Below are 22,457 nucleotides of genomic sequence, written 5' to 3' on the forward strand. Positions count from 1 at the left end.
AAGCAAATGCAAAGTCCATCATAGCATTGATGATGGACAAAACGCGGTGTGAAAGCAAATGCAAAGTCCATCATAGCGTTGATGATGGACAAAACTAGGTGTGAAAGCAGAGGGAAAGTCCATCATAGCGTTGATGACGGACAAAACGCGGTGTGAAAGCAAATGCAAAGTCCATCATAGCATTGATGATGGACAAAACGCGGTGTGAAAGCAAATGCAAAGTCCATCATAGCGTTGATGATGGACAAAACGCGGTGTGAAAGCAAATGCAAAGTCCATCATAGCATTGATGATGGACAAAACGCGGTGTGAAAGCAGAGGGAAAGTCCATCATAGCGTTGATGACGGACAAAACGCAGTGTGAAAGCAAATGCAAAGTCCATCATCAAGCAATTATGTCAGTTCTTTAAACAATCCTCCAAAATATTTCTCATAACCCCTTAATAATTTTCTCAAAGCAAATGCTAGTCTAATAGAACTAATAGATTAGTAACTGCATCGTCAATTATTCATAAGTTTTTCAAGTGATTAGCAGGGATATTGTCATAAAATGTAGAACTTTTAACCTATGCTCGATTACTTTATGAGGAGTGAGGAGAAATGCCGAAGCAAGTAAAGGTGTTAATTTGCGATGATTCTGCTTTAATTAGAAAAAAACTAAGAAATACATTAGAAGTTTGTAAGATTAGTCAGATTGATGAGGCTGAAGACGGTGCTGCAGCAATTGAAAAGGCGAAGGAAATGAAGCCGGATCTCATCTTTATGGATATCGTTATGCCAAATAAGGATGGACTTGAGGCTTTAGAAGAAATTATGAAAGAGAATTCAAAGATCAAAGTTGTCATGGCCTCTTCTGCTGGAACACAATCTCATTTGAAAAAGGCGTTAGATCTTGGGGCATATGATTTCATTCAAAAGCCGATTACTCTAGAAGCTGTAGCTGCGATCATAGATAAAGTGATCAAAGAAGTGGAGGAGAACGCCCATGTTTAGTCAATATTTTGGTCATTATTTACTGAACAATGGAAAATTAACGGCAGAACAGCTAAAACAGGCACTTGAACTGCAAAAAACTACCTATGTTAAGTTTGGAGTTATTGCGGTTGACGAAGGATTTCTTACTTCGAGTCAAGTAGAGGAAATTCATGAAAAGCAAAAACAGCAGGATAAGCGATTTGGCGAGATTGCTGTGGAGCTTGGCTTATTAACAGAAGAGCAAGTATCGTACATGCTATCTGCACAAAAGAAGAATTATTTAATTTTGGCACAAGCAATTGTCGATCAAGGCTATATGACGATGGACGCATTTACGAATGCTTTAAATGAGTATAAGCAATTACATAGTCTGTCTGATGAGAAATTTGAGGCGATTAAAAATGGAGATATTGATACAATCATTGAAAGTCTTCTTGAAATTAATCATCCTGACAAAGATGTATATACGCAATACTTATCCTTATTTGTTAAAAATATGATTCGTTTTATTGATGATCAAGTGTTTGTTCAGGCACTTCCATATGCACAAAGGAGCGAAACAGATTGGATTGTTTCTCAAGAAGTTACTGGGGAAAAGATGCTATGGACAGCGATTGCTGCGGATGAAAATGTATTTCTACAATTAGCATCCATTTATGCTGAAGAGACTTTAACAGAAGTGGATGAATTAGCAAAAGCATCTGTTAGTGAATTTTTAAATTTACATAATGGCATTTTCCTTGTAAATATGTCCAATAAAGGGATTGAGCTGAATATGAAGCCACAGCAAGTTGAAAAGGCTCGTACCGTTTCTTTACCTGAGGATAATAGCCTCTGTGTGTCCATCCATACTTCAAAAGGGAATTTCCAACTACTTGTTGCATACTCGCCAGAGCTTGTTGCTGCAGCAAATGAAAAGAGAGGAAATCAAGTAGGATAAAAAATCTAAAAAACCGAAGATCCATCCTAATTCATTTTTTAGTAAGGCTCTTTTCAAAAAGATTGTTGTTTTTAAAATAGTTGTTAGAATGAATTGTTTACCAAGTAGGTCGGTTGATTGGAACGGAAGGTGCGAGATCCTCGAAAATGCTGTCGCATTTCCTTCGTGCGGTGTGAATTCTAAGGAGCCAATTCAATGTCCTGCGGGATGCGTAGGACAGCTGAGACCCCGCAGGAGCGTGAGCGACGAGGAGGCTCAGCGCCTACCCCGCGGAAAGGGAGCAACCTGGAGTGGAAATCAACCTTTACCAAAATCATGTGTAAAATAGCAACAATGTTTGCGAAAACAGCCTTTAGTAAATAACAGAATTAATTGTTAAATTGACGCTATCGATCTTCCTTTGATAAAATAGTGAAAATTATATTGGAAACATATTTACCTGTATATGTTCAGTAATATGGACTGGACGTTTCTACCGAGCTGCCGTAAATAGCTTGACTACATGGGAAGAATGAATTATTTTTTTACTATTAAACTAGTGAATAATCATTTCTCTTGTGCAACTTTTGGTGGCTTCGCTTATTGCGAAGCTTTTTGTGATTGATACCAAAATAACAATAAGTCTATTTATAGAGCTCAGAGCGCCTAGCTATGTATGAACATGTTATCTCTTTGACCAACTAAGTCAACGAGAAAGTACCTGTTCCTAATTGCTAATCAAGGCGCTTCTGAGCTTTTCTTTTTTTTCGAAAGTAGGACGCTCTTGATAGGGAATAGTAACATATAATTAACTATTTTTTAGAAGGGGATCAAAGCATGTCACAATTTTTTCAATTCCAACTTAGGGGAACAAACTATAGACAAGAGACAATGGCTGGAATTACGACTTTTTTATCGATGGCCTATATATTAGTCGTTAATCCAATTATATTAAGTCAAGCGGGAATGGATAAAGGGGCTGTTTTTTCTGCAACTGCATTGTCAGCAATTATCGGTTCATTATTAATTGGCCTATTAGCTAATTATCCAATTGGGATTGCACCAAGTATGGGGTTAAATTCCTTTTTTACCTTCTCCGTTTGTATTGGGATGGGTATTCCTTGGCAAACAGCGTTAACTGGTGTTTTTGTTTCAGGTATTCTCTTTGTGATTTTGAGTCTATTAAAGATTCGAGAAAAAATTATTAATGTGATACCAAAGGATTTAAAGCATGCGATTGGTGCTGGGATTGGTTTCTTTATCGCCTTTATCGGATTAAAGAATGCTGGACTAATTGTTGGCAATGAAGCAACATTTGTTTCGATTGGGAATTTGAAATCTTCGGCCACATTATTAGCTATTTTCTGCTTTATTTTGACGATTATCCTTATGGTTCGAAAAGTGAATGGGGCTATTTTCTATGGGATGGCCATCTCGACTATTATCGGAATGGTAATCGGAATCATTGATCGGCCCAATCAGATTATAGGGGCCATTCCAAGTATGGCACCTACATTTGGTGAGGTGTTCTTACATCTTGATCAAATCTTTACACCCGAAATGATTGCCGTCATTTTTACCTTCCTTTTTGTTGCATTTTTTGACACAGCAGGGGCTTTAATTGCGATTGCTAGCCAAGCAGGAATCATGAAGAATAATGAAATTCCTAACGCTGGAAGAGCCTTACTTGCAGATTCGAGTGCGACTGTGGTTGGTGCCGTATTAGGAACGTCTACTACTGCCTCAATGATTGAATCAAATGCTGGGATTGCTGCTGGAGGACGAACTGGATTTACTTCGGTTATTATTTCAGGCTGTTTTGCGGTTGCGTTGTTTTTCTCCCCATTATTAGGTGTGATTACAGCAGAGGTGACTTCACCAGCACTGATTATTGTAGGGGCATTAATGGCGATGGAGGTAAAACAAATTGACTGGAGCAAGATTGAAATTGCCATTCCAGCTTTTGTGACGATTCTGATGATGCCGCTAACCTATAGTGTTGCTACAGGTATTGCTTTAGGCTTTATTCTCTACCCTGTAACGATGCTTGCTTTAGGAAAGCCAAAAGCGATTCATCCGATCATGTATGCACTCTGTATTGCCTTTATCGGCTATTTTATTTATCTTTCATAGAATGAAGAAAACCACCAATTAAGGTGGTTTTCATTCTAGTCTTTAATATCTTTTTTGATTTGTTTCATTAATACTTTCATTTCTGCATGGAATGCTTCTTTATCAAGATTGAGGCTTTTCTTGATTTCTTTAAATGATTGTCCAGCTTTCTTTTGTTTAATTAAATCGGCTAAGTCATTATTGCTTGCCTTTGCCATGGCTGCTCCTCCGACAATAAAGCCTAATGAGACCCCATCTTTATTCCAAGACTCAATTTCAGCTTCCGTCTTTCCTGAATATTCGGCTACATTTTCGATGACATCCTCTTTATGCTCTTCAAGGAATTTTTCCTTATGCTCATGGCATTTCTTTTTCATTTCTTCCGTATTTATGCCAAAATGCTCGGCTGTTTTTTCCCAAGATGAATTATTTTCTTTATATATTTTTAGGACATCATCGATCTTTTTATCTGCATATTTGGCAATATGAGCTGCTCTGATGATTTCCTTCTTTGTGTAGCCATCATCTACTAGTCGTTGAAATTCTGCCTCGTCTATAAAGTGATGGGGATGCCCCTTCTCCCCTTTTTCAGAGGAAGTTTCCTCGGCAAATGATTGGTTAGGTGTAAAGGTGAATATGGACCCTATTAATAAGAAAATAAGGGTACTAGTCATCCACAGTTTCTTCATTTTTTGCACGCTCCTTCAATATGTTATCGTTTAGCAACATGCTTAGCATGCCCAGAAATGAAAAACAAATGAGGGAAAATTTGGCTAATCTATAAAAAGGCTGTTCTCGCAAACATTGTTGCTATATTACACATAATTTTGGTAAAGATTATTTCTGCATGAGGTTGCTCCAATCAAGCGCCTTTCTAATATTTGTTCATTAAACTATTGCTGGAAAGGTTGATTTCCACTCCATTCAATCAGACCAATTTTGCAACATGATCATTCGCAAGTCTTAGCTAATAACCATAATCTTTTAGAAAAAAGTCAAAAAAAGAGGTTTTTATTGAAATATCGTGTGTGGTTCGTTTAAATAATAGTTATAGTAGTTCTTAGTAGGGATGGTGTAAGATGAAAATTCTAGTTGTGGAAGATAATGATAGTGTTTGCTCAATGCTAGAAATGTTTTTTATTAAAGAAGGATATGAAGGTGTGTTCGTACATAACGGTCAGGATGGATTTGACCGATTTAATAGAGAAAAATGGGATCTTATTATTGTGGATTGGATGCTTCCCATTATGGATGGTGTGACGCTTTGTCGTAAAATACGGGATTTAAGCCAGGTGCCAATTATTATGCTTACTGCAAAGGATAGTGAATCAGATCAAGTGCTTGGACTTGAAATGGGTGCAGATGATTATGTGACAAAGCCTTTTAGTCCGTTAACACTTATGGCAAGAATAAAGGCCGTGACAAGACGATATCAAATGGAAGCTGTTGAAAAAGAAGATAGCAACACGATTACTAGCCAATATTTCAGTATAAGCAAGGATTCACGTGAGGTGATCTATAAAGGTCAGGTGCTTGGAAATTTAACGCCAAAGGAATTTGATTTGCTTTATTATTTTGTGAAAAATCCGAAGCAAGTTTTTTCACGTGAGCAATTATTAGATCGTGTATGGGGCTATGAGTTTTATGGAGATGAAAGAACGGTGGATGTTCATATTAAGCGATTAAGAAGGAAAATAGGGACACCGGATCAGCCATACATTCAAACGGTATGGGGCATAGGCTATAAATTTGATGAAACGGAAGTAAATAATGAAGGTTAAATTTTTTTATCAGCTGCTTGTTAGTCAAATTAGTATTCTAATCCTTGCTTTTCTCATTTTAAGTCTCTCTTTCGCACAATTTGTTGAAAACTATATTTTTCAAAATAAAGTCGATGAATTGAATGATTATGGTGAACAAATCTTAACGGATATTACGATCCGAGTGGATGGGACGGAAAGTTTTTTAGATGAGTATAGCCAGATTCTTGAGACAAGGCATATTCAATATATTCTCTTTAACTATGAAGGGAAGGTAATTTATCCCCAATTACAAAGTGCACCGCTCATCCAGCTGACGAAATCAGAGTGGGAGCAAATCGCCAAGGGGAAGCGCGTATCAGTGAAACATGATATTAAACGATTTGGTCAAGAGGTGACGCTTGTTGCCATGCCTTTCATGCAAGGGGATAAGCTGTCTGGCGGAATTTTATTATTATCACCGATTACTGGTGCATTGGATATGATTAAGCAATTAAACCGCTTCTTATTATATACAATTGTGATCGCTCTCACTGCATCAATTCTAATTAGTTTAGTTTTCTCAAAAAGCTTTACGATAAGAATTCGCTCGATTCGTAATGCCACATCGATGATTACAGCAGGGAATTATGATGTCCATGTTCCTGATAAATATCAAGATGAAATTGGTGAGCTAGCAGCTGATTTTAATAAAATGGCTGAAAAGTTAAAGGATTCGAATGAAGAAATTGAGCGTTTGGAGAATAGAAGGAGAAAATTCATTGCAGACGTATCTCATGAAATGAGAACACCATTAACAACGATTAGCGGCCTTGCAGAAGGGATTAAAGATCATTTAATCCCAGAAGACGATATTGAAAAGGGAATGGTCTTAATCGATCGTGAAGCGAAGCGGCTCATTCGACTAGTCAATGAAAATCTGGATTATGAAAAAATTCGTTCGAATCAGCTCAAATTAAACAAAATGAATATGGAATTAATTGATATTTTTGAAGTAGTCGAGGAACAGCTCCATCTGCAGGCGTTAGAAAAAAATAATCATCTTACAATCGACTGTCATGAGGAAATTATCGTTTATGCAGATTATGACCGACTCGTACAGATTATCGTAAATATTGTTAAGAATGCGATTCAGTTTACAGATAATGGTCAAATTTTCCTGAAGGGGAAAAGGGATGAAACGAGTACGATTATCGAAATTGAAGATACAGGTGTAGGGATCAATCCAGAGGAAATAGAATCGATTTGGGTTCGCTTCTATAAGGCAGATTTATCAAGGACAACTCAGCCATATGGTGAATTCGGCATTGGTCTGTCAATTGTTAAACAGCTTGTACAATTGCATGAGGGTGAAATTGCGGTAACGAGTGAAAAAGGAAAAGGAACGAAGTTTACTATTCGTCTGCCGAACAGTGTAGAGGAAGAGATTAACTAACTGTCTAAATAAGTTGGAAGATAGAAGAGAATGAAAGGAGTACCAAATTTGGTACTCCTTTTTCATAGGATCATTTTTTTGTTAAACAACCTGAGTTTCTGTCATTGGCATTTGCGGTTGTGGTGTATCCATTTCTTGTATTTTTGTGACTTCGATATATTTGATATGATGTTCTTCCATATCAATTATTTTGAAAGCAAAGGAATCGAAATGAATAATATCTCCTTGCTTTGCTTCATAATTTTCGGTTAAAATCCAACCACCAATTGTATCCACATCTTCATCATCAATAGATATGCCCAGTAGATCACTTACCTCACTTACGAGCATTTTTGAATCGAAAATATAGTGGTCTTCTTTTATTTTTCGAACCTCAGGTACTTCATCCATATCGAACTCATCACGGATTTCCCCAACAATTTCCTCAAGAATATCTTCAACCGTTACAAGTCCAGATGTTCCACCATATTCATCCATTAATATAGCCATATGAATTCTTTCCTTTTGCATTTTTAGAAGGAGATCATGCACTGGAATTGTATCAATGACACGAATAATCGGTCTTGTATAGGAATGTAACGTATTAGTTGTGATGTCTCTATTTTTTATTAAATCTGTCATTACTTCTTTAATATTAACTAAACCGATGATATGGTCTTTATCCCCATCAATAATTGGATAACGTGTAAATTTCTCCTCATAGACAGTTTGTAAGAAGCTTTCAAGTGTATCATTCTTTGAGAATGATACAATCTCTGTTCTTGGGACCATAATTTCTTTTGCAATTCGGTTATCAAATTCAAAGATTTTATTTACATACTTAAACTCTGATTGGTTGATTTCGCCACTTTCATAGCTTTCAGACAGGATAATTCGTAATTCTTCTTCAGAGTGTGCAAGCTCGTGTTCGGAAGCAGGCTTTAAGCCAAATAAGCCTGTTAGAAATCTTGCAGATCCATTTAATGCCCAAATAAATGGATACATCATTTTGTAGAAAAAGATCAATGGGCGAGCTGTTAGCAAGGTAACTAACTCTGCTTTTTGAATGGCAAGTGTCTTTGGCGCCAATTCCCCGACAACTACGTGTAAAAATGTAATGAAAGCAAAAGCAATACCAATTGAAAGAATTTGAGTGGCTGAGCTTGGAATGTTCAGTTGTTCAAACAACGGACGCAGCATATGTGCTATCGTCGGTTCTCCAAGCCACCCAATTCCAAGGGCAGTAATCGTGATCCCTAATTGACAAGCAGATAAGTACTCATCCAAATGACTTATTACTTTTTTTGCCGGGATTGCACTTTTATTGCCTTCTTCAATTAACTGGTCAATTCTTGAGCTTCTTATCTTTACGATCGCAAACTCTGAAGTCACAAAAAATGCCGTTAAAGCAATTAAAATGGCTATGATAACCAAGTTTAATATGTCCAAATAAGTTCCCTTATCCCGAGTATCGGGTAAGGTGTCACCTCCTGATAATGTGAAAAATTTTAACTGTTTAAACTAGCAAGGGATTGAATTAATGTGGAGCTTTCATAATTAAGCTTCTTTGAAAGATCGCTCATTTGTTTTTGATCAAGATGGTGAATGAGCGGCAATAGAACAGAAATTTCATTGTGAAGCTGTTTCATATGCATGGTCACTACATCAACTTGTTTTTCAACTTCCCCTGTGTTCATATTCGTTTTTGACTTCAATTCTAGCTTTCTCTTAATCTCATCTAATGGAAGATGCATATGCTTGCATTCTTCAATAAATCGCAGATCAGAAAGTACGTCTTCTGAATACATACGATAATTTGATTTCGTACGATGTGCTTGAATGAGGCCGATATTTGTATAATAATCAATCGTTCTTTTCGATAATTTAGCAATCGAAGCTAATTCGCCAATTCGATAAACTGCCCCATGGTATCACCCCAATTATTCTATATATTTATTATTATATGTCAATCCAAACCATACAGTCAAACGTAATACTTCGAGTGAATGCTTCATTTCTATTTTATTAGATCATTCCTTTATTAAGAATCAGAATTTTTAGAAAAAATGACTTTGTATTTTTCTACAAAGTCATTTTTCCTCTGGCTTTTCTTTTTTCACTTCAATGTAAAAAATATGATGGCCTTCAATTTGTTGAATAATAAATTCATAACCTTCCTGGATAATGGAATCGCCTTGTTGTATATCAAACTTTTGTGTAAGAATCCAACCGCCAAGCGTATCAACATCATCTTGCTTTAATGCAGTTCCAAGTAAGTCATTCACTTCTGAAATGAGCAGTTTTGCATCTAAAATATAATGATCCTTATTTATTTTTTGTACAAGTGGGAGTTCGTCGGTATCAAATTCATCACGAATTTCTCCAACAATTTCTTCGAGAATATCTTCTGCAGTAACAAGTCCCGCGGTGCCACCGTATTCATCGAGCAAAATAGCCATATGAGACCGTTCCTTTTGCATTTTTAGGAGGAGATCATCGATTGGAATCGATTCCATGACGCGAATAATTGGTTTAATATAGTTTAAAATGGGCTTTTCTTCTGCACATTTTTTTCGAATACAATCCGTAAGAATTTCCTTTACATTAATTAAACCAAGAACATTGTCCTTGTCTCCATCAATGATGACTGGATATCTTGTGTATCTTTCATTCAGGATGGTTTCAAGCACTTTAGAAAGAGATGCATTCTTATCTAAACTGACGATTTCTGTACGTGGAACCATGATTTCCTTCGCAATTCGATTATCAAACTCAAATATACGATCCACATACTTATATTCAGACGGATTGATTTCTCCGCTTTTTAAGCTTTCCGAAAGAATAATTCGCAATTCTTCTTCAGAAAGGGCCAGTTCTTGTTCAGAAACGGGCTTTAAGCCGAATAATCGAGTGATAAATTGTGCGGAGTTATTCAATATCCAGATAAAAGGGAACATAAGTTTATAAAACCAAATTAATGGTTTCGCAAAATTTAAAGTAATCTGCTCGGCTTTATGAATAGCAAATGTTTTCGGCGCGAGCTCACCGATAACAACATGTAAAAAGGTGACGACCGAGAAAGCGATGATAAAAGAAAGAACAGAAGAAAGGGAAGGCTGGAGTTCTAATCTTCTAAATATCGGCTGGAAAAGCTGTGCAATGGTTGGTTCCCCAAGCCAGCCTAATCCGAGCGCTGTAATTGTGATACCAAGCTGACAGGCAGATAAATATTCATCGAGATTTGTGACCACTTTTCTCGCAGTAAGGGCTTGAACATTCCCTTCAGCAACTAACTGATCAATCCGGGATAAACGAACCTTCACCATGGCAAACTCTGAAGCAACAAAAAATGCGGTACATGCGATTAACAGAATAAGCAGAAATAAATTGAGTATCATAGCAATCCCCACAATATTTGTAAGGCATAGTCACCTCCATTACCCAATACTTTTCCCGCAAATCCCACTTTTTAGTATATGAAAATTAGTTACGCCTAAGATCGCATTCACCTGCATAAGGAGAGCTAACTAGAGGGGGGAGTTCGCTTATGCTCAACATTGAAAAGTGCAAGATTCTTAATGAAGAAAATAGCAAAAAGCAGTCAGGAGACTGCTTTTTGTTAATTTTTCCAATCCTTAGCAAGTATGCTATAGACAGCTAAATCATGGTAATGATTATATAGAAATTCCCCTTCTCGGATGATGCCTTCTTGTGTGAAACCTAATCTTTCTGGAATCGCACGACTTTTCTTATTTTCGATTCCACAGCGAATTTCTATTCGATTAAGGTTAAGGTCTAAGAAAGCGTAGTTGATGAGCGCTTGAACGCTCCTCGTCATAATTCCTTTTCCTTCATAGCCTTCTGCAAGATAATAGCCGATACTCGTTTGACGATTATTCCAGTCCATTTGGTGGAAGCCAATGGAACCGACGAGTACACCATTGTAGCGAATGCCTGTATTAAATCCATTATTATCGGCAAATTGTTTAAGCCAAGAAGGGATGATGGAATGGTATTGGATGGGGGAGCTCATGCTATCAACCCATGGCAGCCATTGGCTTAAATGATTGCGATTAACATCAACTAATTGATAAAGCTCCTCCGAATGATGCAATTGAAATAATTGTAGTTCGATTTCCTGATCAACCTTTAAAGTAAACATCATGATAGCTCCTATCTGAATGTAATTATTTCTATATGTTAAATGGAAAGCCTGAATATGTATACAGAATTTTTCTACAAATAGTGAAATTCAATGAAAGAAGCATGCGTTAAACGTCTGTAACAAGCTTGTCGTTAAGGCAAGTAGCCGGTAAATTGGCTGAAATGATCGATAAATCGTAAGAAGCAGCCGATAAATCGAATGAATTGCCTGATAAATAAATCAGAAGAAGAGTCAGTAAATCGCAAAAAGAAGCCAATAATTAAAAAAAGCCGACCCAACTATTGTTATGAGTCAGCAAAATACTATTGTGTATGAGCGATTGGAAGGCTAATGCTAAAAACCGTTAACTTTTCCCTTGTAGTACAATCTAAATTCCCTTTGTGTTTTTCGATAATTTCTCGACAAACGAATAGGCCTAGCCCAGTGCCCAGCTTTTTTGTTGTTACGAATGGCTCGAAAATGGTGTTAATAAGATGGGGTGGAATCATTGGACCATTGTTGGCAATTTCAAGTGTAATTTTGCCATTGGTGCAAGATTTTAGCTTTATTTCAATTAATGGATTGCGTGTACTTGTATTTAATACATCAATTGCATTAAAAATTATATTGATAAGCACTTGACGAATTTCATCAGCATATCCGTGCAGAAAAATAGTCTCCTCTATATCCTTCACAATTTTCACTTGTCCGTCGAGAATACTTGGGTATAAGAATACTAATACTTCTTCAATTAACTCATTTAAGGAAAAAGTTAATTTTTCTTTGCCGATTAATTCCTTTTTTGATAAAAGTAGAAATTGTGAAATTCGAAAATTTAATTGCTGCAATTCAATGGAAATGATATCTAAATATTTCATTTGCGGATTTTCCGATTTAAGTAGCTGTATAAATCCTTGAATAGATGTCAGCGGATTTCTAAATTCGTGGATAAAGCTCGAAGTCATTTGTCCAAGTAATGTTAGGCGATCTTTATGACTTGTATCAATAAATTTTGTTTTTTCCTCAATGATTTGATTTTTGACATCACTATAGCATGTGACAGAATAATAAAGATATTGGTCTAAGCAATAATGGATTTGTTCCAAGTAAAATTGGAGTTGCTGTAAGGAGGTATTCATTCCCTTTATATAGTTTTGGATAATTCTTCGCCCTAAATTTACATTGTATACAAATTCGCCAATATTCCCACCAGCTTTTACTCGTTGGTCAGCAATGGAAATGGAAAAGTTTCGAATGATTCCTTCTAGTTTATCTGTTTTAACAGTAAGACTTTGTAAGACTAGATAAAACAAGACCTCCCCATTTTCCTCCATTCTGTCTTTAAATGGATCATCAGTTGTGATCAGAATATTATCCTTCCACTCATTTAATATTTGTTCTTTTCCTGCGAGTAAAAAATCAACGATATTTTCGGTTGTACTTGTAACCATATAAACCTCCACTATGATAAGAATATTCTTTTTAGATAAACTTCGATCTTATTTGCTAATTTCCTTTATTAATTTAAAGGAAATAGAAAAAACAGGACTTCGAGCCTATACGTTTTTTGTCGAAATGGAGGCTTGTCTGTTAGCTGATGATTTTCAGTTGTACTATTTCCCGTAAGTCTTTTATAATAGAAAATAAAGTGTAAAAATACACAAAAGGGATGAAAGTTGATTTGACACGCGATGAAATTATCTCGAAGGTATCGGAAAAGCTTCGTCTAATTCGAACTGAAGCAGGATATACACAAGATAAAATGGCCGAAATTATCGGTATATCCAAGAAAACACTTGTTCAAATAGAAAAGGGACGTGCAAATGCGAATTGGTCTACAGTCGTTGCCATTTGTGCACTATTTCGCGAGACAGAGACAGTTCGCTTTTTATTTGGGAATGAACCATTAGAGGTGTTGGAAACAATCGCCTTTGAGGATATCGACTACCGGAAGCAAAAAACGATGGGTGGGAAAATTTGGTGGAAGGGAGTCGAAAAGAAGAATGGGCTGCTCCTGCAGCAAAATATTATTAGTCAGCATTTCAGGATTATTGATGAAGACCATTTTCGTATTTTTAGTAGCTTTGATGAAGTGGCGTCTAAAGAACGGTTAATAGAAATGGCGAAAGAAAAAGGAAAAGGGAGAAATGAATAAATTAAAACGGATATTTCTGCTAGTTGCTAGTATTGGGCAGGTTCTAGCGATTATATTATTATTTATTAATATAAAGGCCGCGATCGTATTTTACGTAGGGTATGCTGTACTAATGATTGGAATTTTTGTCATATTATTATTGGAACGTAAGAAAGAGAAAGAGGAGGATGATCGGAATGATTATCGTAACTACTGAGAATGTGTATGGGAAAGAGATTAAAGAATTGAAAGGATTTGTGAGAGGAAGTACAGTTCAAACAAAGCATATCGGAAAGGATATTTTGGCTGGTTTAAAGACAATTGTTGGCGGTGAGATTGGTGAATACACCGAAATGATGGATGAGGCAAGACAAAAGGCAATTGGGCGAATGGCAGAGGATGCAAAACAAAAAGGTGCAAATGCGATTATAGGGATGCGCTTACAGACATCTGCTGTTATGCAAAATGCAGCAGAAATTATTGCTTATGGAACGGCGGTCGTTGTAGAATAATTAACGTAGAAAAGTCATAAATTAGTCACTCTTTTGTCACAAATTGAAGAAGTATCCGCTAACTTATATGTTATTTTTTAAGTATAAACTCATTTGTTAGGGGGCTTCATCATGGAATTGCTTTCTGTTACTTTTGTCATTGCCAGTATTATGGTTCTTGGATACTTTATTGGATACACAATAAATAATTACTAAAACTGCTTGCATTATGCATGCAGTTTTTTTTTATATTTATTGAGCATATAGGGAATAGAATATAGTGAGTCAATATGTTCTTAGGAGGGCCATGTATGAATAATTTTCGGATTGAAAAAGATACACTTGGTGAAGTGAAAGTGCCTGTCGAGATGCTTTGGGGTGCACAAACGGAAAGAAGCAAACAGAATTTCAAGATTGGTCTCGAGAAAATGCCATTGGAGGTCGTTTATGGATTAGCCAATGTAAAGAGAGCAGCAGCCATCGTCAATCACAAATTAGGCAAATTAACTGAACGAAAAAAGGCAGCCATTGTAATGGCAGCGGAGGAAGTGTTGCAAGGGAAGCTTAATCATCATTTTCCACTTTCTGTCTGGCAGACTGGAAGCGGTACGCAGACAAATATGAATGTAAATGAAGTGATTGCTAGAAAAGCAAATGAGCAATTGAATGGATCGGATTTAGAAATTCACCCGAATGATGATGTAAATATGTCTCAAAGCTCCAATGACACTTTCCCAACTGCCATGCATATTGCCGCATATACAGAAGTGGCAGAGAAACTAATTCCTGCTCTCCAAAAGCTAAAAAACGTTATTCAAGAGAAAGAGGAAGCATACAAACATATTATTAAAATTGGCAGAACCCATTTGCAGGATGCAACTCCACTTACTTTAGGCCAAGAGATTAGTGGCTGGCGAGCGATGCTTGAAAAAGATGAACGTATGCTTACGGACGCAGTCGCGTATTTGCTTGATTTAGCGATTGGGGGAACAGCTGTAGGAACGGGAATAAATGCAGATGATGCTTTTGGAACAGAGGTGGCAAAGGAACTATCGAATCAAACAGGCTTCGCCTTCCAGTCTGCCAGCAATAAATTTCATGCGTTAACAAGCCATGATGAAATCGTTCATGTTCATGGTGCTATGAAGGCATTGGCAGCAGATCTCATGAAGATTGCAAATGATGTAAGATGGCTAGCGAGTGGACCAAGAAGTGGAATTGGTGAGCTTACGATTCCAGCTAATGAACCAGGGAGCTCTATTATGCCTGGGAAAGTGAATCCAACACAGAGTGAGGCATTAACGATGATTGCCTGCCAGGTCTTCGGAAATGATGCAACAATTGGATTTGCAGCTAGTCAGGGGAACTTTGAGCTGAATGTGTTCAAGCCAGTCATTATTTATAATTTTATTCAAAGTGTGCAGCTTTTAACAGATGGAATGAATTCCTTTAATGAGCACTGCATGAAAGGGCTAGAGGCGAATGAAGAGGTGATTAAAGACTATGTGGATCAATCGCTCATGCTTGTTACCGCATTGAACCCATATATCGGTTATGAGAAAGCAGCAGAAATTGCGAAGCTTGCCTTTAAGAACAATTCAAGCTTAAAGGAAGCAGCGTTAGCAACGGGGTATATTACGGATGAACAGTATGAGGAATGGGTAAACCCTAGTAAGATGGTATAGTCAATATAAAATGGCCCCCAATGAAGGGGGCCAAAGCCATATTTATTCAGTTGTCATTATTGATTATATCCGCCTAATTGCTGTTCAGCCATTTGTACAAGGCGCTTAGTAATTTCTCCACCTACAGATCCGTTTGCACGAGAAGTCGTATCTGCACCTAAGTTTACACCAAATTCGTTTGCAATTTCATACTTCATTTGGTCTAGTGCTTGTGCTACTCCCGGTACTAAAAGTTGATTTGAGGAATTGCTGTTTGATTGGTTTGCCATTTCTTCTTCATCTCCTCATGATTTTTTTTGATATGGTTGGGTTATCCGGATTTGCACCGGTGCAAGGTTTCTTGCTACCTCTTATTGGTCTAACCCATCGGTGTGTGTAAGAAGTTGAAGCTGTGTTTTGCTGTTTGTACTCTCTATTATGTTTGATTTCCAAATTAATATTCCATTGTTGTTCATGGCAATTGTTTCCTAATGATGAATACATAACGATAGAGAAAGAAACGAACGATATAAGTATGAATCAGAATGGGTTTCATTTTAAGAGAATGGAGCTGAGAGGATGGCAATTTGTCCGATTTGCAATGGATTCCAAGAAATACATGCTCGCTGTGCTTCATGTAGTGGGGATTTAATCGATCAAGGTCGGATCATGGATTACTACGATGATTATAGTGCATACATGCCGATCGACCAAATGAAACTTGAAGATGGATATGCATCTGATTTCTCAAATGAAGAGTGTCCACATTTATTAAAATGCAATTATTGTAACAGCGACAGGATTGTATTTATTAAAGAATAATAAAAAAAGGCTGTTTTCGTAAACATTGTTGCTATTTTACACATAATTGGTAAAGGTTGATTTCCGCGCACGTGTGCTCCCTTTCCGCGGGGTGGTCCGCTTTAGTCTCCTCGGAGCATCCGCTCCTGCTTAGGTCTCAGCTGTCCCACGCATTCCGCAGGACATTGAGTAGGCTTCTTAGAATTCACACCGAACGAAGGAAATGCGACAGCATTTTCGGGATCTCGCTACCTTCCACTCCAATCAACCGACTTAATTGGCAAAACATTTGATTCAAAAGCAACAATCTTTTAAAAAATAGCCTAAAAAAAGTCCCGTACGTAATTGTATCGGGACGTTTTTTTGGTCTATTCAATCTGATGAGGCGGTTCCTCTTCTATAAGATCTCTTGCTTCTTCAATATTTGTCTTTTCTTCACGCATATGGACAGATCCGCCCGACATTCCTTCATTTATCATACGGTCAATATCAAGATAGACGGAGTCTCTGCCTTCATATTGTGAATCCTCTGTATGCTTGTCTTTATCCATCATCCTACCTCCTTTTGTGTTACTTTACGCATGAAGGCAGGAAAACATACAGCTACATATTAATGGTCATATACATGAAAAAGCATGAGCTCATGGATTTGTTCAATTACTTTCACTTCATCCTCCGCATTTGGAGTGGATGAAGTCCATTCGATTTTTCCATTTTGATGGTAGATTCCATTAAATTTCTGCTTTTTAAAATAAAAGGAAAAATTCCATCCTGGTATTTGGGTGTTTTCATATAATTTTTTGTATTGAAAATGTGTTAGCATCTCTCTACCCCCTTGCTCTTATTTTACTTGTTTTTGTCGAGTAACCCAACACATTCAAATATAATTAGCATGATTTATCCAGTGTTTTTTTCGTTTAATAAGGGAAAAAGATAAGAGTACGGTTAATATGTAGGAGGGATTCGAATGAAAAGAGGAAATATAGCGATGACGGCGATAGCCTTAGGTGCTGCCTATTTATTGAGAAATAATAAATCACGTGAAAAAATAAAAAATCAATTCCTTGCTCTTGGAGAAACATCTAAAAGAAGATAAAGTTTTTTTGCCCAGAGACCAGTTATTGGATTCTGGGCAAATTTTCAATCATCTGTAGCCATTTTCAAAAACAGTTTGCAAAGAGATTGGATACGGGCATGTTCAATATGTTCCTCGTCAAAACGCATGGGCTTTGCATTTATTTCGTAAAGAACATATTTCCCTGATGATGATAGGCCAGCATCAATGGAAAACTCACCAAAAAAACCCTTTTCTTCCGTTAGGAGCTTTCCCGATCGCTCAGCAATAAGTGCAAGAAATTGGTCATGCTCTTTTGTTTGAACAGCTGAATAGGGAACAAGACAGCCGCCATTTGGAATATGGGTCGTAATTTCATTATCTCTAGACTGACGAATGCCCGTTCCAATCACTTGATATCCTTTTTCACTGAAATGAACAAGCACACGAAAATCATATCGCTTTCCATTGAGAAGGGCAGGGTCAATTGCTTCTTGAGCAATATACTGCAACTGTAATTGTTTTTCATTCCATTCATTCCAAAAGCTTTGGATGTCGTTAAATTGCTGCCTATTGTCAGCGCTTGATAGTTGGATATGCTCCTCCTGTTGGTCTAATGTAAAAATTCCCTTTCCTTTCGACCCATGCACCGGCTTTAAATAAATCTTCTTATGCTTATTGAAAAATTGGTAAAAGTCCCTTTCCTTATTCATCATCATTGTGTCAGGTAAAAGCGATCGCAAAATAGGGTCTTTCGATAAAATCGTTGAAAGCGTAGATTTATTGAGAAAACCAGGATTGAAAAAGGGGATCTTCTTACGTTGGAAAAAGGCATAGGCTTGCTGGAATGAATGGGTTGCTTCAAGCTTACGGGACGGTACACGATTAAATACAAGATGAGGGAGGGGGCAGATGACTGGAATCCAATGATCCTTTTCAGGTGAATAGAATAATCCATTAATCTGTGTATTATTCATATCTAATGGTGAGAAAACGACGGATAATCCGCCGTTTCGCAGCAATTCCTTTTGCAGCTCTTTAAAAAATGGCCCATTGCCAATAATTGAATTGTTTTTCCCTTTGCCCGCTAAAATCCCAATGATTGGACCATTATGTGAATGCAAATCAGTGATTGCCTTCATTTGAACATTTCCTCAGGACGTGTAATCACTTTTTCCGTTAAATAGACAGAAAAGGCAAGTGAAAGCTTACGAGTGAGGAAGTCGAAATCTTTTAGCTGAGGATTCTTGAAAATCGATCGGCCTGGTTTTGAATTTGCTTCAAAAAGCCATACATTTCCCAATCGATCAAGCCCAAGATCAAAGCCAATTTCCCCAATAATCCCTTCCATATTCGCTTCCAATGCTTGACTAATTTTAAGTGCGGCAGTAGTTAATTTTTCTTCCATCTCTTTTTGTTCTTCAGGGATAGGAAAGAGCTCTGCCAATGTTTTAATTACGCCACCATTATTCACATGGGTCGTAACACTTCCAGGGCCAGCCAGCTTTGCAGCAATCGCTGTGACAATCCATTCTCCATTTTCATCTTTATTCGTATGAACTCTAAAGTCGATCGGTCGTTTATCCGAGCGAATTAAATGAATGCCTTGCTGGACAAGCATTTTATTTAATTTTCTTTCGGCAAAGATATGACTCATTAATGACTCTAAGCTAGGAAACTTTAACAGTTTATTGTCTCCCGTTTGATTACGGAAGCGGCAGTAATAATCCCCCTCGAAACGATCATAAAGAATTTGGTGAATCCCTAGTCCAGAGCTGCCATTCATTGGCTTAATAAAAACATGCCCATAATCAGCTAGCATTTTTTCTATTTCAGAAAAAGAGCTGAATTCATATGTTTCTGGTAAGTAGTGAGCAATCTCTTCGTTTTGAAGCAATCGTTCATTAATATCTAATTTATTGAAAAATCCTGGATTATACCATGGAATCATATATTCTGTCTGTAATCGTTCTTTGACAAGCTTTAGTTGTTTCTGTCGCTCGCTTTTTCGATTGGGCAGCCGATCATAAATCACATTAGGAAAGGGCACTTCATATGTCTCCCATCCATCATGATGATAGAAGAGTCCATTAATTACGCCCCGTTCCCAGTCGATATGCTGTTCTCCAAAGACAAATGGAAGAGCTCCAACCGATTTTTTCACGGAAAGCAGCTTAGAGAAGAAGAGACTTCTTTCTCCAATTGGCCGCATTTGAAAGGGGGTAAATCCAGATGTGAATATTCCGACTAGCGGGCCAATATATAGTGTATCATTGTTCACAAAAAGATGAAGGGGAATGGAGAAATTAGGGAATTTAAGCTGTTCTGCGATATCTTTGCTTAACATGAGCGAATGTCGTTCATGACGGTCAATGACAACCTCTTGTGAAAGTGAACCAAAGGAAATTTTCGTTAATTTTGTTTTTGAAAGAAATCCCTTTGGTATAAGGACCTTCTGGGTTGTATCCTCGCTTATTTCTATTTGAATTTGCTTTTTCACGGCTGATAACTCCTTTCCATTTGAAGCAATCTTTTTCCATATTGAAGGGGAGCGGCATATAATTGATCACTCTTTTCTGGATGGAGGGCCAAAGCTACTTTTCTGCCTGGCTTTGAATTAATATCTAGCACCCATAATGCGCCGTCTTTATTCATGCCAATGTCTAGACCAATCTCAAAGAGAGGAGGAAAATGTTGCTCTAAGATTTTCGGTAATGTAACGATAATTTCATCGATTTCATTATGAATAAATTGGCGCTTTTCTAATGGGAGCGCTTGTATCCATAATTGAAAGGAGGAAATTTCTCCACCTGCACTTAAATTAGAAATAATTCCACCCTTTTGCCCATATCGAACGCCTCGAACAACTTCTGACCACTGTCCATTTTCATCTTTTTGCAGCAAAATTCGAATATCAAAAGGGCAATCTTCATTATTTCGAAGCTCTTCATATGCTTGAACGAGATACGTATGATCTTGTAGAAGTTGATTCAGCCAGTTTTCCGCTGATTGTTCATTCTTGAATGTTCGCATGATCTGTTTTTCCTGTTTATCCGTTTGTACAATGACTTCATTTTGTTGTTTCTTCAAATAATAAATCCCTCTGCCTTGTGAGCCATTAACTGGTTTAATCATTACAGGCTTTAGTGGAACTAATTCTTGAATTAAACTTTCCCCAGATAAAATGGGTTTGGAGGGAAGCAAATAGGGTGACAACTCAGAAGTGGCCAATGCTTGATATAACGCTAATTTATTCGGGAGGCCAATCCCAAGAAAGTGGAGATCTTTTCTTGTTTTCAGCCATTTCATAATAGCCATACATCGTTTAGAAGCGGAATCTTCACCATAGAAACACCGATCATAAAGAATGTCTGGCAATGGAAATTTACATTCTTCCCAACTCATTGTTGTTGGATTGAACTGATCTCCAGTAACCATTTCCGTGAGTGGACAAATGGAGGAGGGGAGAAAACGGAAGCATGTCATATCAAGTGTATATGCCCTTTTAGCGATCTCATAAAAATAAATTGACTCATGCTCCATATTTAAGGTTATGATTCCGAATGCATTCATTGTTCTCTCCTCCATGAAAATGATAAAAAAGTACAATACTCCAGTAAGGCTTTTGCTGACGGACGAATTTTTCTTGCGTCCTCCTCAAAACTTTTTGAAGGCTTTGAATTGACTTCGATAATCCAAAGTTTTCCATCATGGTCCATACCAATATCAATGCCAAGCTCTCCAAAAAAGCCATCCACATTTCTACTCACTAACATCGCTGTTTCCATAGCGAGCTCCTTCATTAATATGAGTTGTTGAATTGCAGTCTCTCGATCAGATATTTGAGTAAGAAGCTTTATAGGCTTCATTAATTCCCCACCTCTTGCAATATTGGAAACAAATTGCTTGTCAGCAGAGATTCTTGCGACTGCTGAAGTCGCCTTCCACATATTCGCTAAGTTTTTATGGCAAAGAACGCGAAAATCAAGCTGCCTGTTTTTATATTCCAGCAAAGGGATTGCTTGTTGAATTAAATATATTTTTCCTCTTAATGAAGGCGTTAATTTGCTGTATAGCTGCTGATCAAGATGATAGCTTTGTGAATAATCCCTTCCTCCACCTGTCGACCGAATGACATGAACACGTTCTTCCACTTTTGAAAGCTTCATAATATTTCGCCCTTGACTGCCGTTAATTGGTTTAATAAACACCGAATTGTATTTTTTCAGCATGGCATCAAGTGTTTGTGCTGTAAGCATCTTCGTTTCAGGAAGATAGGGATGCATATAATCTTCTTTAAATAGCAAGTCGTGTACATAATCCTTTGATAAAAATTGATCATTAAACATCGCGATTCTTTTGGATAGAAGTGTCGTTTTAAAAGACTGGAAAGCAGGACTTGCTTCGAACTTGCGAGAATGTATACGATTATAAATGACATCAGGGTAGGGAACTGTTCGCTTCTCCCACTGTTCATCTTTTAAATAGTAACCCTCAATCTTTCTATCAGAGAAATCATTTAATTGAAAAACATAGAATAGACCACCAATTTCAGTGATCAGCTCATGTAGCTCTTCACAAAAGGAATGAATAGAATGGAAATTAGGACCGTTTTCTGTCATGCTAACATTAGTTAATAATCCAATGATTGGTCCGATATGAAGTGAATGTTCTTGATGGGAATAGCTAACAATCCATTGGCCTTCTTGAATGGGTAGAGATAAGTCTTGGAATAGTTCTTTATCTACATACATTTCATTTTTTGTAATGGAAGCAGCTTCCACATGTGTAATTACATGTTTGCCACCAACGGTAATCCGGATGGGCTTCTTCGTATCGATCTCCCAATAGTTGATGAGGGAATGGCTGATTCGAATCCGTTCATCAAGATATTGAAACATTTGCACTGGAATAATCGTAATTGGTAGTAATGAATTGGTCATGAACATTCCCCATTTTGATTGAATAGGCGAAAGCTGATATAGTATC

The 22,457-nt window shown here is 37.2% G+C and carries 24 protein-coding genes and 1 riboswitch; of the genes, 11 read left to right on the forward strand and 13 right to left on the reverse strand.

The genetic code is table 11. From position 1 onward, the window contains the following. Positions 1-600 precede the first annotated feature (600 nt). The 3 genes from J2Z40_RS07825 (at position 601) to J2Z40_RS07835 (ending at position 4,027) form a co-directional block, all read left to right on the forward strand. Positions 601-993, forward strand: coding sequence for a response regulator (locus J2Z40_RS07825; RefSeq protein WP_066392501.1), 393 nt, complete (start codon positions 601-603; stop codon positions 991-993). Continuing rightward, positions 986-1,915 (forward strand): cyclic di-GMP-binding domain-containing protein, MshE-related, encoded by a 930-nt coding sequence (locus tag J2Z40_RS07830; RefSeq protein WP_066392503.1) that lies wholly within the window; start codon positions 986-988, stop codon positions 1,913-1,915. Before J2Z40_RS07825 ends, J2Z40_RS07830 begins: the two co-directional genes overlap by 8 nt. Before the next feature lie 419 nt (positions 1,916-2,334). Further along, positions 2,335-2,436: riboswitch (purine riboswitch) on the forward strand. A gap of 295 nt (positions 2,437-2,731) precedes the next feature. Continuing rightward, entirely contained in the window at positions 2,732-4,027 is a 1,296-nt protein-coding gene (locus J2Z40_RS07835; RefSeq protein WP_066392505.1) for an NCS2 family permease, read from the forward strand. A 35-nt stretch (positions 4,028-4,062) separates the two neighbouring features. Here J2Z40_RS07835 and J2Z40_RS07840 read toward each other — a convergent pair whose 3' ends face one another. Further along, positions 4,063-4,695: a hypothetical protein gene (locus J2Z40_RS07840; RefSeq protein ID WP_066392507.1), complete on the reverse strand. Its 633-nt coding sequence runs from the start codon at positions 4,693-4,695 to the stop codon at positions 4,063-4,065. A gap of 390 nt (positions 4,696-5,085) precedes the next feature. On the opposite strand from J2Z40_RS07840, the gene J2Z40_RS07845 reads away from it, so the two are divergent. Beyond that, entirely contained in the window at positions 5,086-5,787 is a 702-nt protein-coding gene (locus J2Z40_RS07845) for a response regulator transcription factor (protein ID WP_066392509.1), read from the forward strand. Beyond that, on the forward strand, positions 5,777-7,201 hold the full coding sequence (locus tag J2Z40_RS07850; protein WP_066392511.1) for a sensor histidine kinase: 1,425 nt from the start codon (positions 5,777-5,779) through the stop codon (positions 7,199-7,201). Before J2Z40_RS07845 ends, J2Z40_RS07850 begins: the two co-directional genes overlap by 11 nt. Positions 7,202-7,282: 81 nt before the next feature. On the opposite strand, the gene J2Z40_RS07855 is transcribed toward J2Z40_RS07850, so the two are convergent. The 5 genes from J2Z40_RS07855 to J2Z40_RS07875 form a co-directional block, all read right to left on the reverse strand. Continuing rightward, complete coding sequence (locus J2Z40_RS07855) at positions 7,283-8,629, reverse strand: hemolysin family protein (protein ID WP_066392513.1); 1,347 nt, start codon at positions 8,627-8,629, stop codon at positions 7,283-7,285. A gap of 59 nt (positions 8,630-8,688) precedes the next feature. After that, positions 8,689-9,090 carry a MerR family transcriptional regulator gene (locus J2Z40_RS19985; protein ID WP_083953853.1) on the reverse strand — a complete coding sequence of 134 codons (402 nt, stop codon included), beginning with the start codon at positions 9,088-9,090 and terminating at the stop codon, positions 8,689-8,691. 180 nt (positions 9,091-9,270) lie between these two features. Beyond that, positions 9,271-10,578 (reverse strand): hemolysin family protein, encoded by a 1,308-nt coding sequence (locus tag J2Z40_RS07865; protein WP_066399144.1) that lies wholly within the window; start codon positions 10,576-10,578, stop codon positions 9,271-9,273. A 221-nt stretch (positions 10,579-10,799) separates the two neighbouring features. Next, the gene (locus tag J2Z40_RS07870; RefSeq protein ID WP_066392517.1) at positions 10,800-11,342 is read right to left on the reverse strand and encodes a GNAT family N-acetyltransferase; all 543 of its coding nucleotides are present in this window, start codon (positions 11,340-11,342) and stop codon (positions 10,800-10,802) included. A 305-nt stretch (positions 11,343-11,647) separates the two neighbouring features. Further along, complete coding sequence (locus J2Z40_RS07875) at positions 11,648-12,775, reverse strand: histidine kinase N-terminal domain-containing protein (protein WP_066392520.1); 1,128 nt, start codon at positions 12,773-12,775, stop codon at positions 11,648-11,650. Positions 12,776-13,005: 230 nt separating this feature from the next. Between J2Z40_RS07875 and J2Z40_RS07880 the strand changes: the two genes are divergently transcribed. The 4 genes from J2Z40_RS07880 to fumC all read left to right on the forward strand — a co-directional run bounded on the left by J2Z40_RS07880 (position 13,006) and on the right by fumC (position 15,634). Further along, positions 13,006-13,479: a helix-turn-helix transcriptional regulator gene (locus J2Z40_RS07880; RefSeq protein WP_066392523.1), complete on the forward strand. Its 474-nt coding sequence runs from the start codon at positions 13,006-13,008 to the stop codon at positions 13,477-13,479. Beyond that, positions 13,472-13,675 carry a hypothetical protein gene (locus J2Z40_RS07885; protein ID WP_066392526.1) on the forward strand — a complete coding sequence of 68 codons (204 nt, stop codon included), beginning with the start codon at positions 13,472-13,474 and terminating at the stop codon, positions 13,673-13,675. The genes J2Z40_RS07880 and J2Z40_RS07885 overlap by 8 nt, the downstream gene beginning before the upstream one ends. After that, on the forward strand, positions 13,656-13,970 hold the full coding sequence (locus J2Z40_RS07890) for a YbjQ family protein (protein WP_066392529.1): 315 nt from the start codon (positions 13,656-13,658) through the stop codon (positions 13,968-13,970). The genes J2Z40_RS07885 and J2Z40_RS07890 overlap by 20 nt, the downstream gene beginning before the upstream one ends. 290 nt (positions 13,971-14,260) lie before the next feature. Beyond that, positions 14,261-15,634, forward strand: coding sequence for a class II fumarate hydratase (fumC, locus tag J2Z40_RS07895; RefSeq protein WP_066392532.1), 1,374 nt, complete (start codon positions 14,261-14,263; stop codon positions 15,632-15,634). A gap of 56 nt (positions 15,635-15,690) precedes the next feature. Here the strand turns inward: fumC and J2Z40_RS07900 are convergent, their stop codons facing one another. Then, positions 15,691-15,903: an alpha/beta-type small acid-soluble spore protein gene (locus J2Z40_RS07900; protein WP_066392535.1), complete on the reverse strand. Its 213-nt coding sequence runs from the start codon at positions 15,901-15,903 to the stop codon at positions 15,691-15,693. A gap of 289 nt (positions 15,904-16,192) precedes the next feature. Here J2Z40_RS07900 and J2Z40_RS07905 point away from each other — a divergent pair, with 289 nt between their 5' ends. After that, positions 16,193-16,435: a hypothetical protein gene (locus J2Z40_RS07905; RefSeq protein ID WP_066392538.1), complete on the forward strand. Its 243-nt coding sequence runs from the start codon at positions 16,193-16,195 to the stop codon at positions 16,433-16,435. 347 nt (positions 16,436-16,782) lie between these two features. Here J2Z40_RS07905 and J2Z40_RS07910 read toward each other — a convergent pair whose 3' ends face one another. Both J2Z40_RS07910 and J2Z40_RS07915 read right to left on the reverse strand, forming a co-directional pair. Continuing rightward, on the reverse strand, positions 16,783-16,968 hold the full coding sequence (locus tag J2Z40_RS07910) for a hypothetical protein (protein WP_180316771.1): 186 nt from the start codon (positions 16,966-16,968) through the stop codon (positions 16,783-16,785). 56 nt (positions 16,969-17,024) lie between these two features. Then, positions 17,025-17,237 (reverse strand): YheE family protein, encoded by a 213-nt coding sequence (locus J2Z40_RS07915; RefSeq protein WP_066392546.1) that lies wholly within the window; start codon positions 17,235-17,237, stop codon positions 17,025-17,027. Positions 17,238-17,381: 144 nt separating this feature from the next. Here J2Z40_RS07915 and J2Z40_RS19990 point away from each other — a divergent pair, with 144 nt between their 5' ends. Further along, positions 17,382-17,510 carry a hypothetical protein gene (locus J2Z40_RS19990; protein WP_281064453.1) on the forward strand — a complete coding sequence of 43 codons (129 nt, stop codon included), beginning with the start codon at positions 17,382-17,384 and terminating at the stop codon, positions 17,508-17,510. A 44-nt stretch (positions 17,511-17,554) separates the two neighbouring features. Here the strand turns inward: J2Z40_RS19990 and J2Z40_RS07920 are convergent, their stop codons facing one another. The 4 genes from J2Z40_RS07920 to J2Z40_RS07935 are packed head-to-tail and all read right to left on the reverse strand — an operon-like array spanning position 17,555 to position 22,411. Beyond that, positions 17,555-18,610 (reverse strand): YheC/YheD family endospore coat-associated protein, encoded by a 1,056-nt coding sequence (locus J2Z40_RS07920; RefSeq protein ID WP_083953854.1) that lies wholly within the window; start codon positions 18,608-18,610, stop codon positions 17,555-17,557. Next, positions 18,607-19,968, reverse strand: a complete 1,362-nt coding sequence (locus J2Z40_RS07925) for a YheC/YheD family protein (RefSeq protein WP_066392549.1) — start codon at positions 19,966-19,968, stop codon at positions 18,607-18,609. The genes J2Z40_RS07920 and J2Z40_RS07925 overlap by 4 nt, the downstream gene beginning before the upstream one ends. Then, positions 19,965-21,041 carry a YheC/YheD family endospore coat-associated protein gene (locus J2Z40_RS07930; protein WP_066392553.1) on the reverse strand — a complete coding sequence of 359 codons (1,077 nt, stop codon included), beginning with the start codon at positions 21,039-21,041 and terminating at the stop codon, positions 19,965-19,967. The genes J2Z40_RS07925 and J2Z40_RS07930 overlap by 4 nt, the downstream gene beginning before the upstream one ends. Continuing rightward, positions 21,038-22,411, reverse strand: a complete 1,374-nt coding sequence (locus J2Z40_RS07935) for a YheC/YheD family endospore coat-associated protein (RefSeq protein WP_066392555.1) — start codon at positions 22,409-22,411, stop codon at positions 21,038-21,040. The genes J2Z40_RS07930 and J2Z40_RS07935 overlap by 4 nt, the downstream gene beginning before the upstream one ends. Positions 22,412-22,457 lie beyond the last annotated feature (46 nt).

The sequence above is a fragment of the Cytobacillus eiseniae genome (assembly GCF_017874625.1).
GTDB lineage: Bacteria > Bacillota > Bacilli > Bacillales > Cytobacillaceae > Cytobacillus > Cytobacillus eiseniae.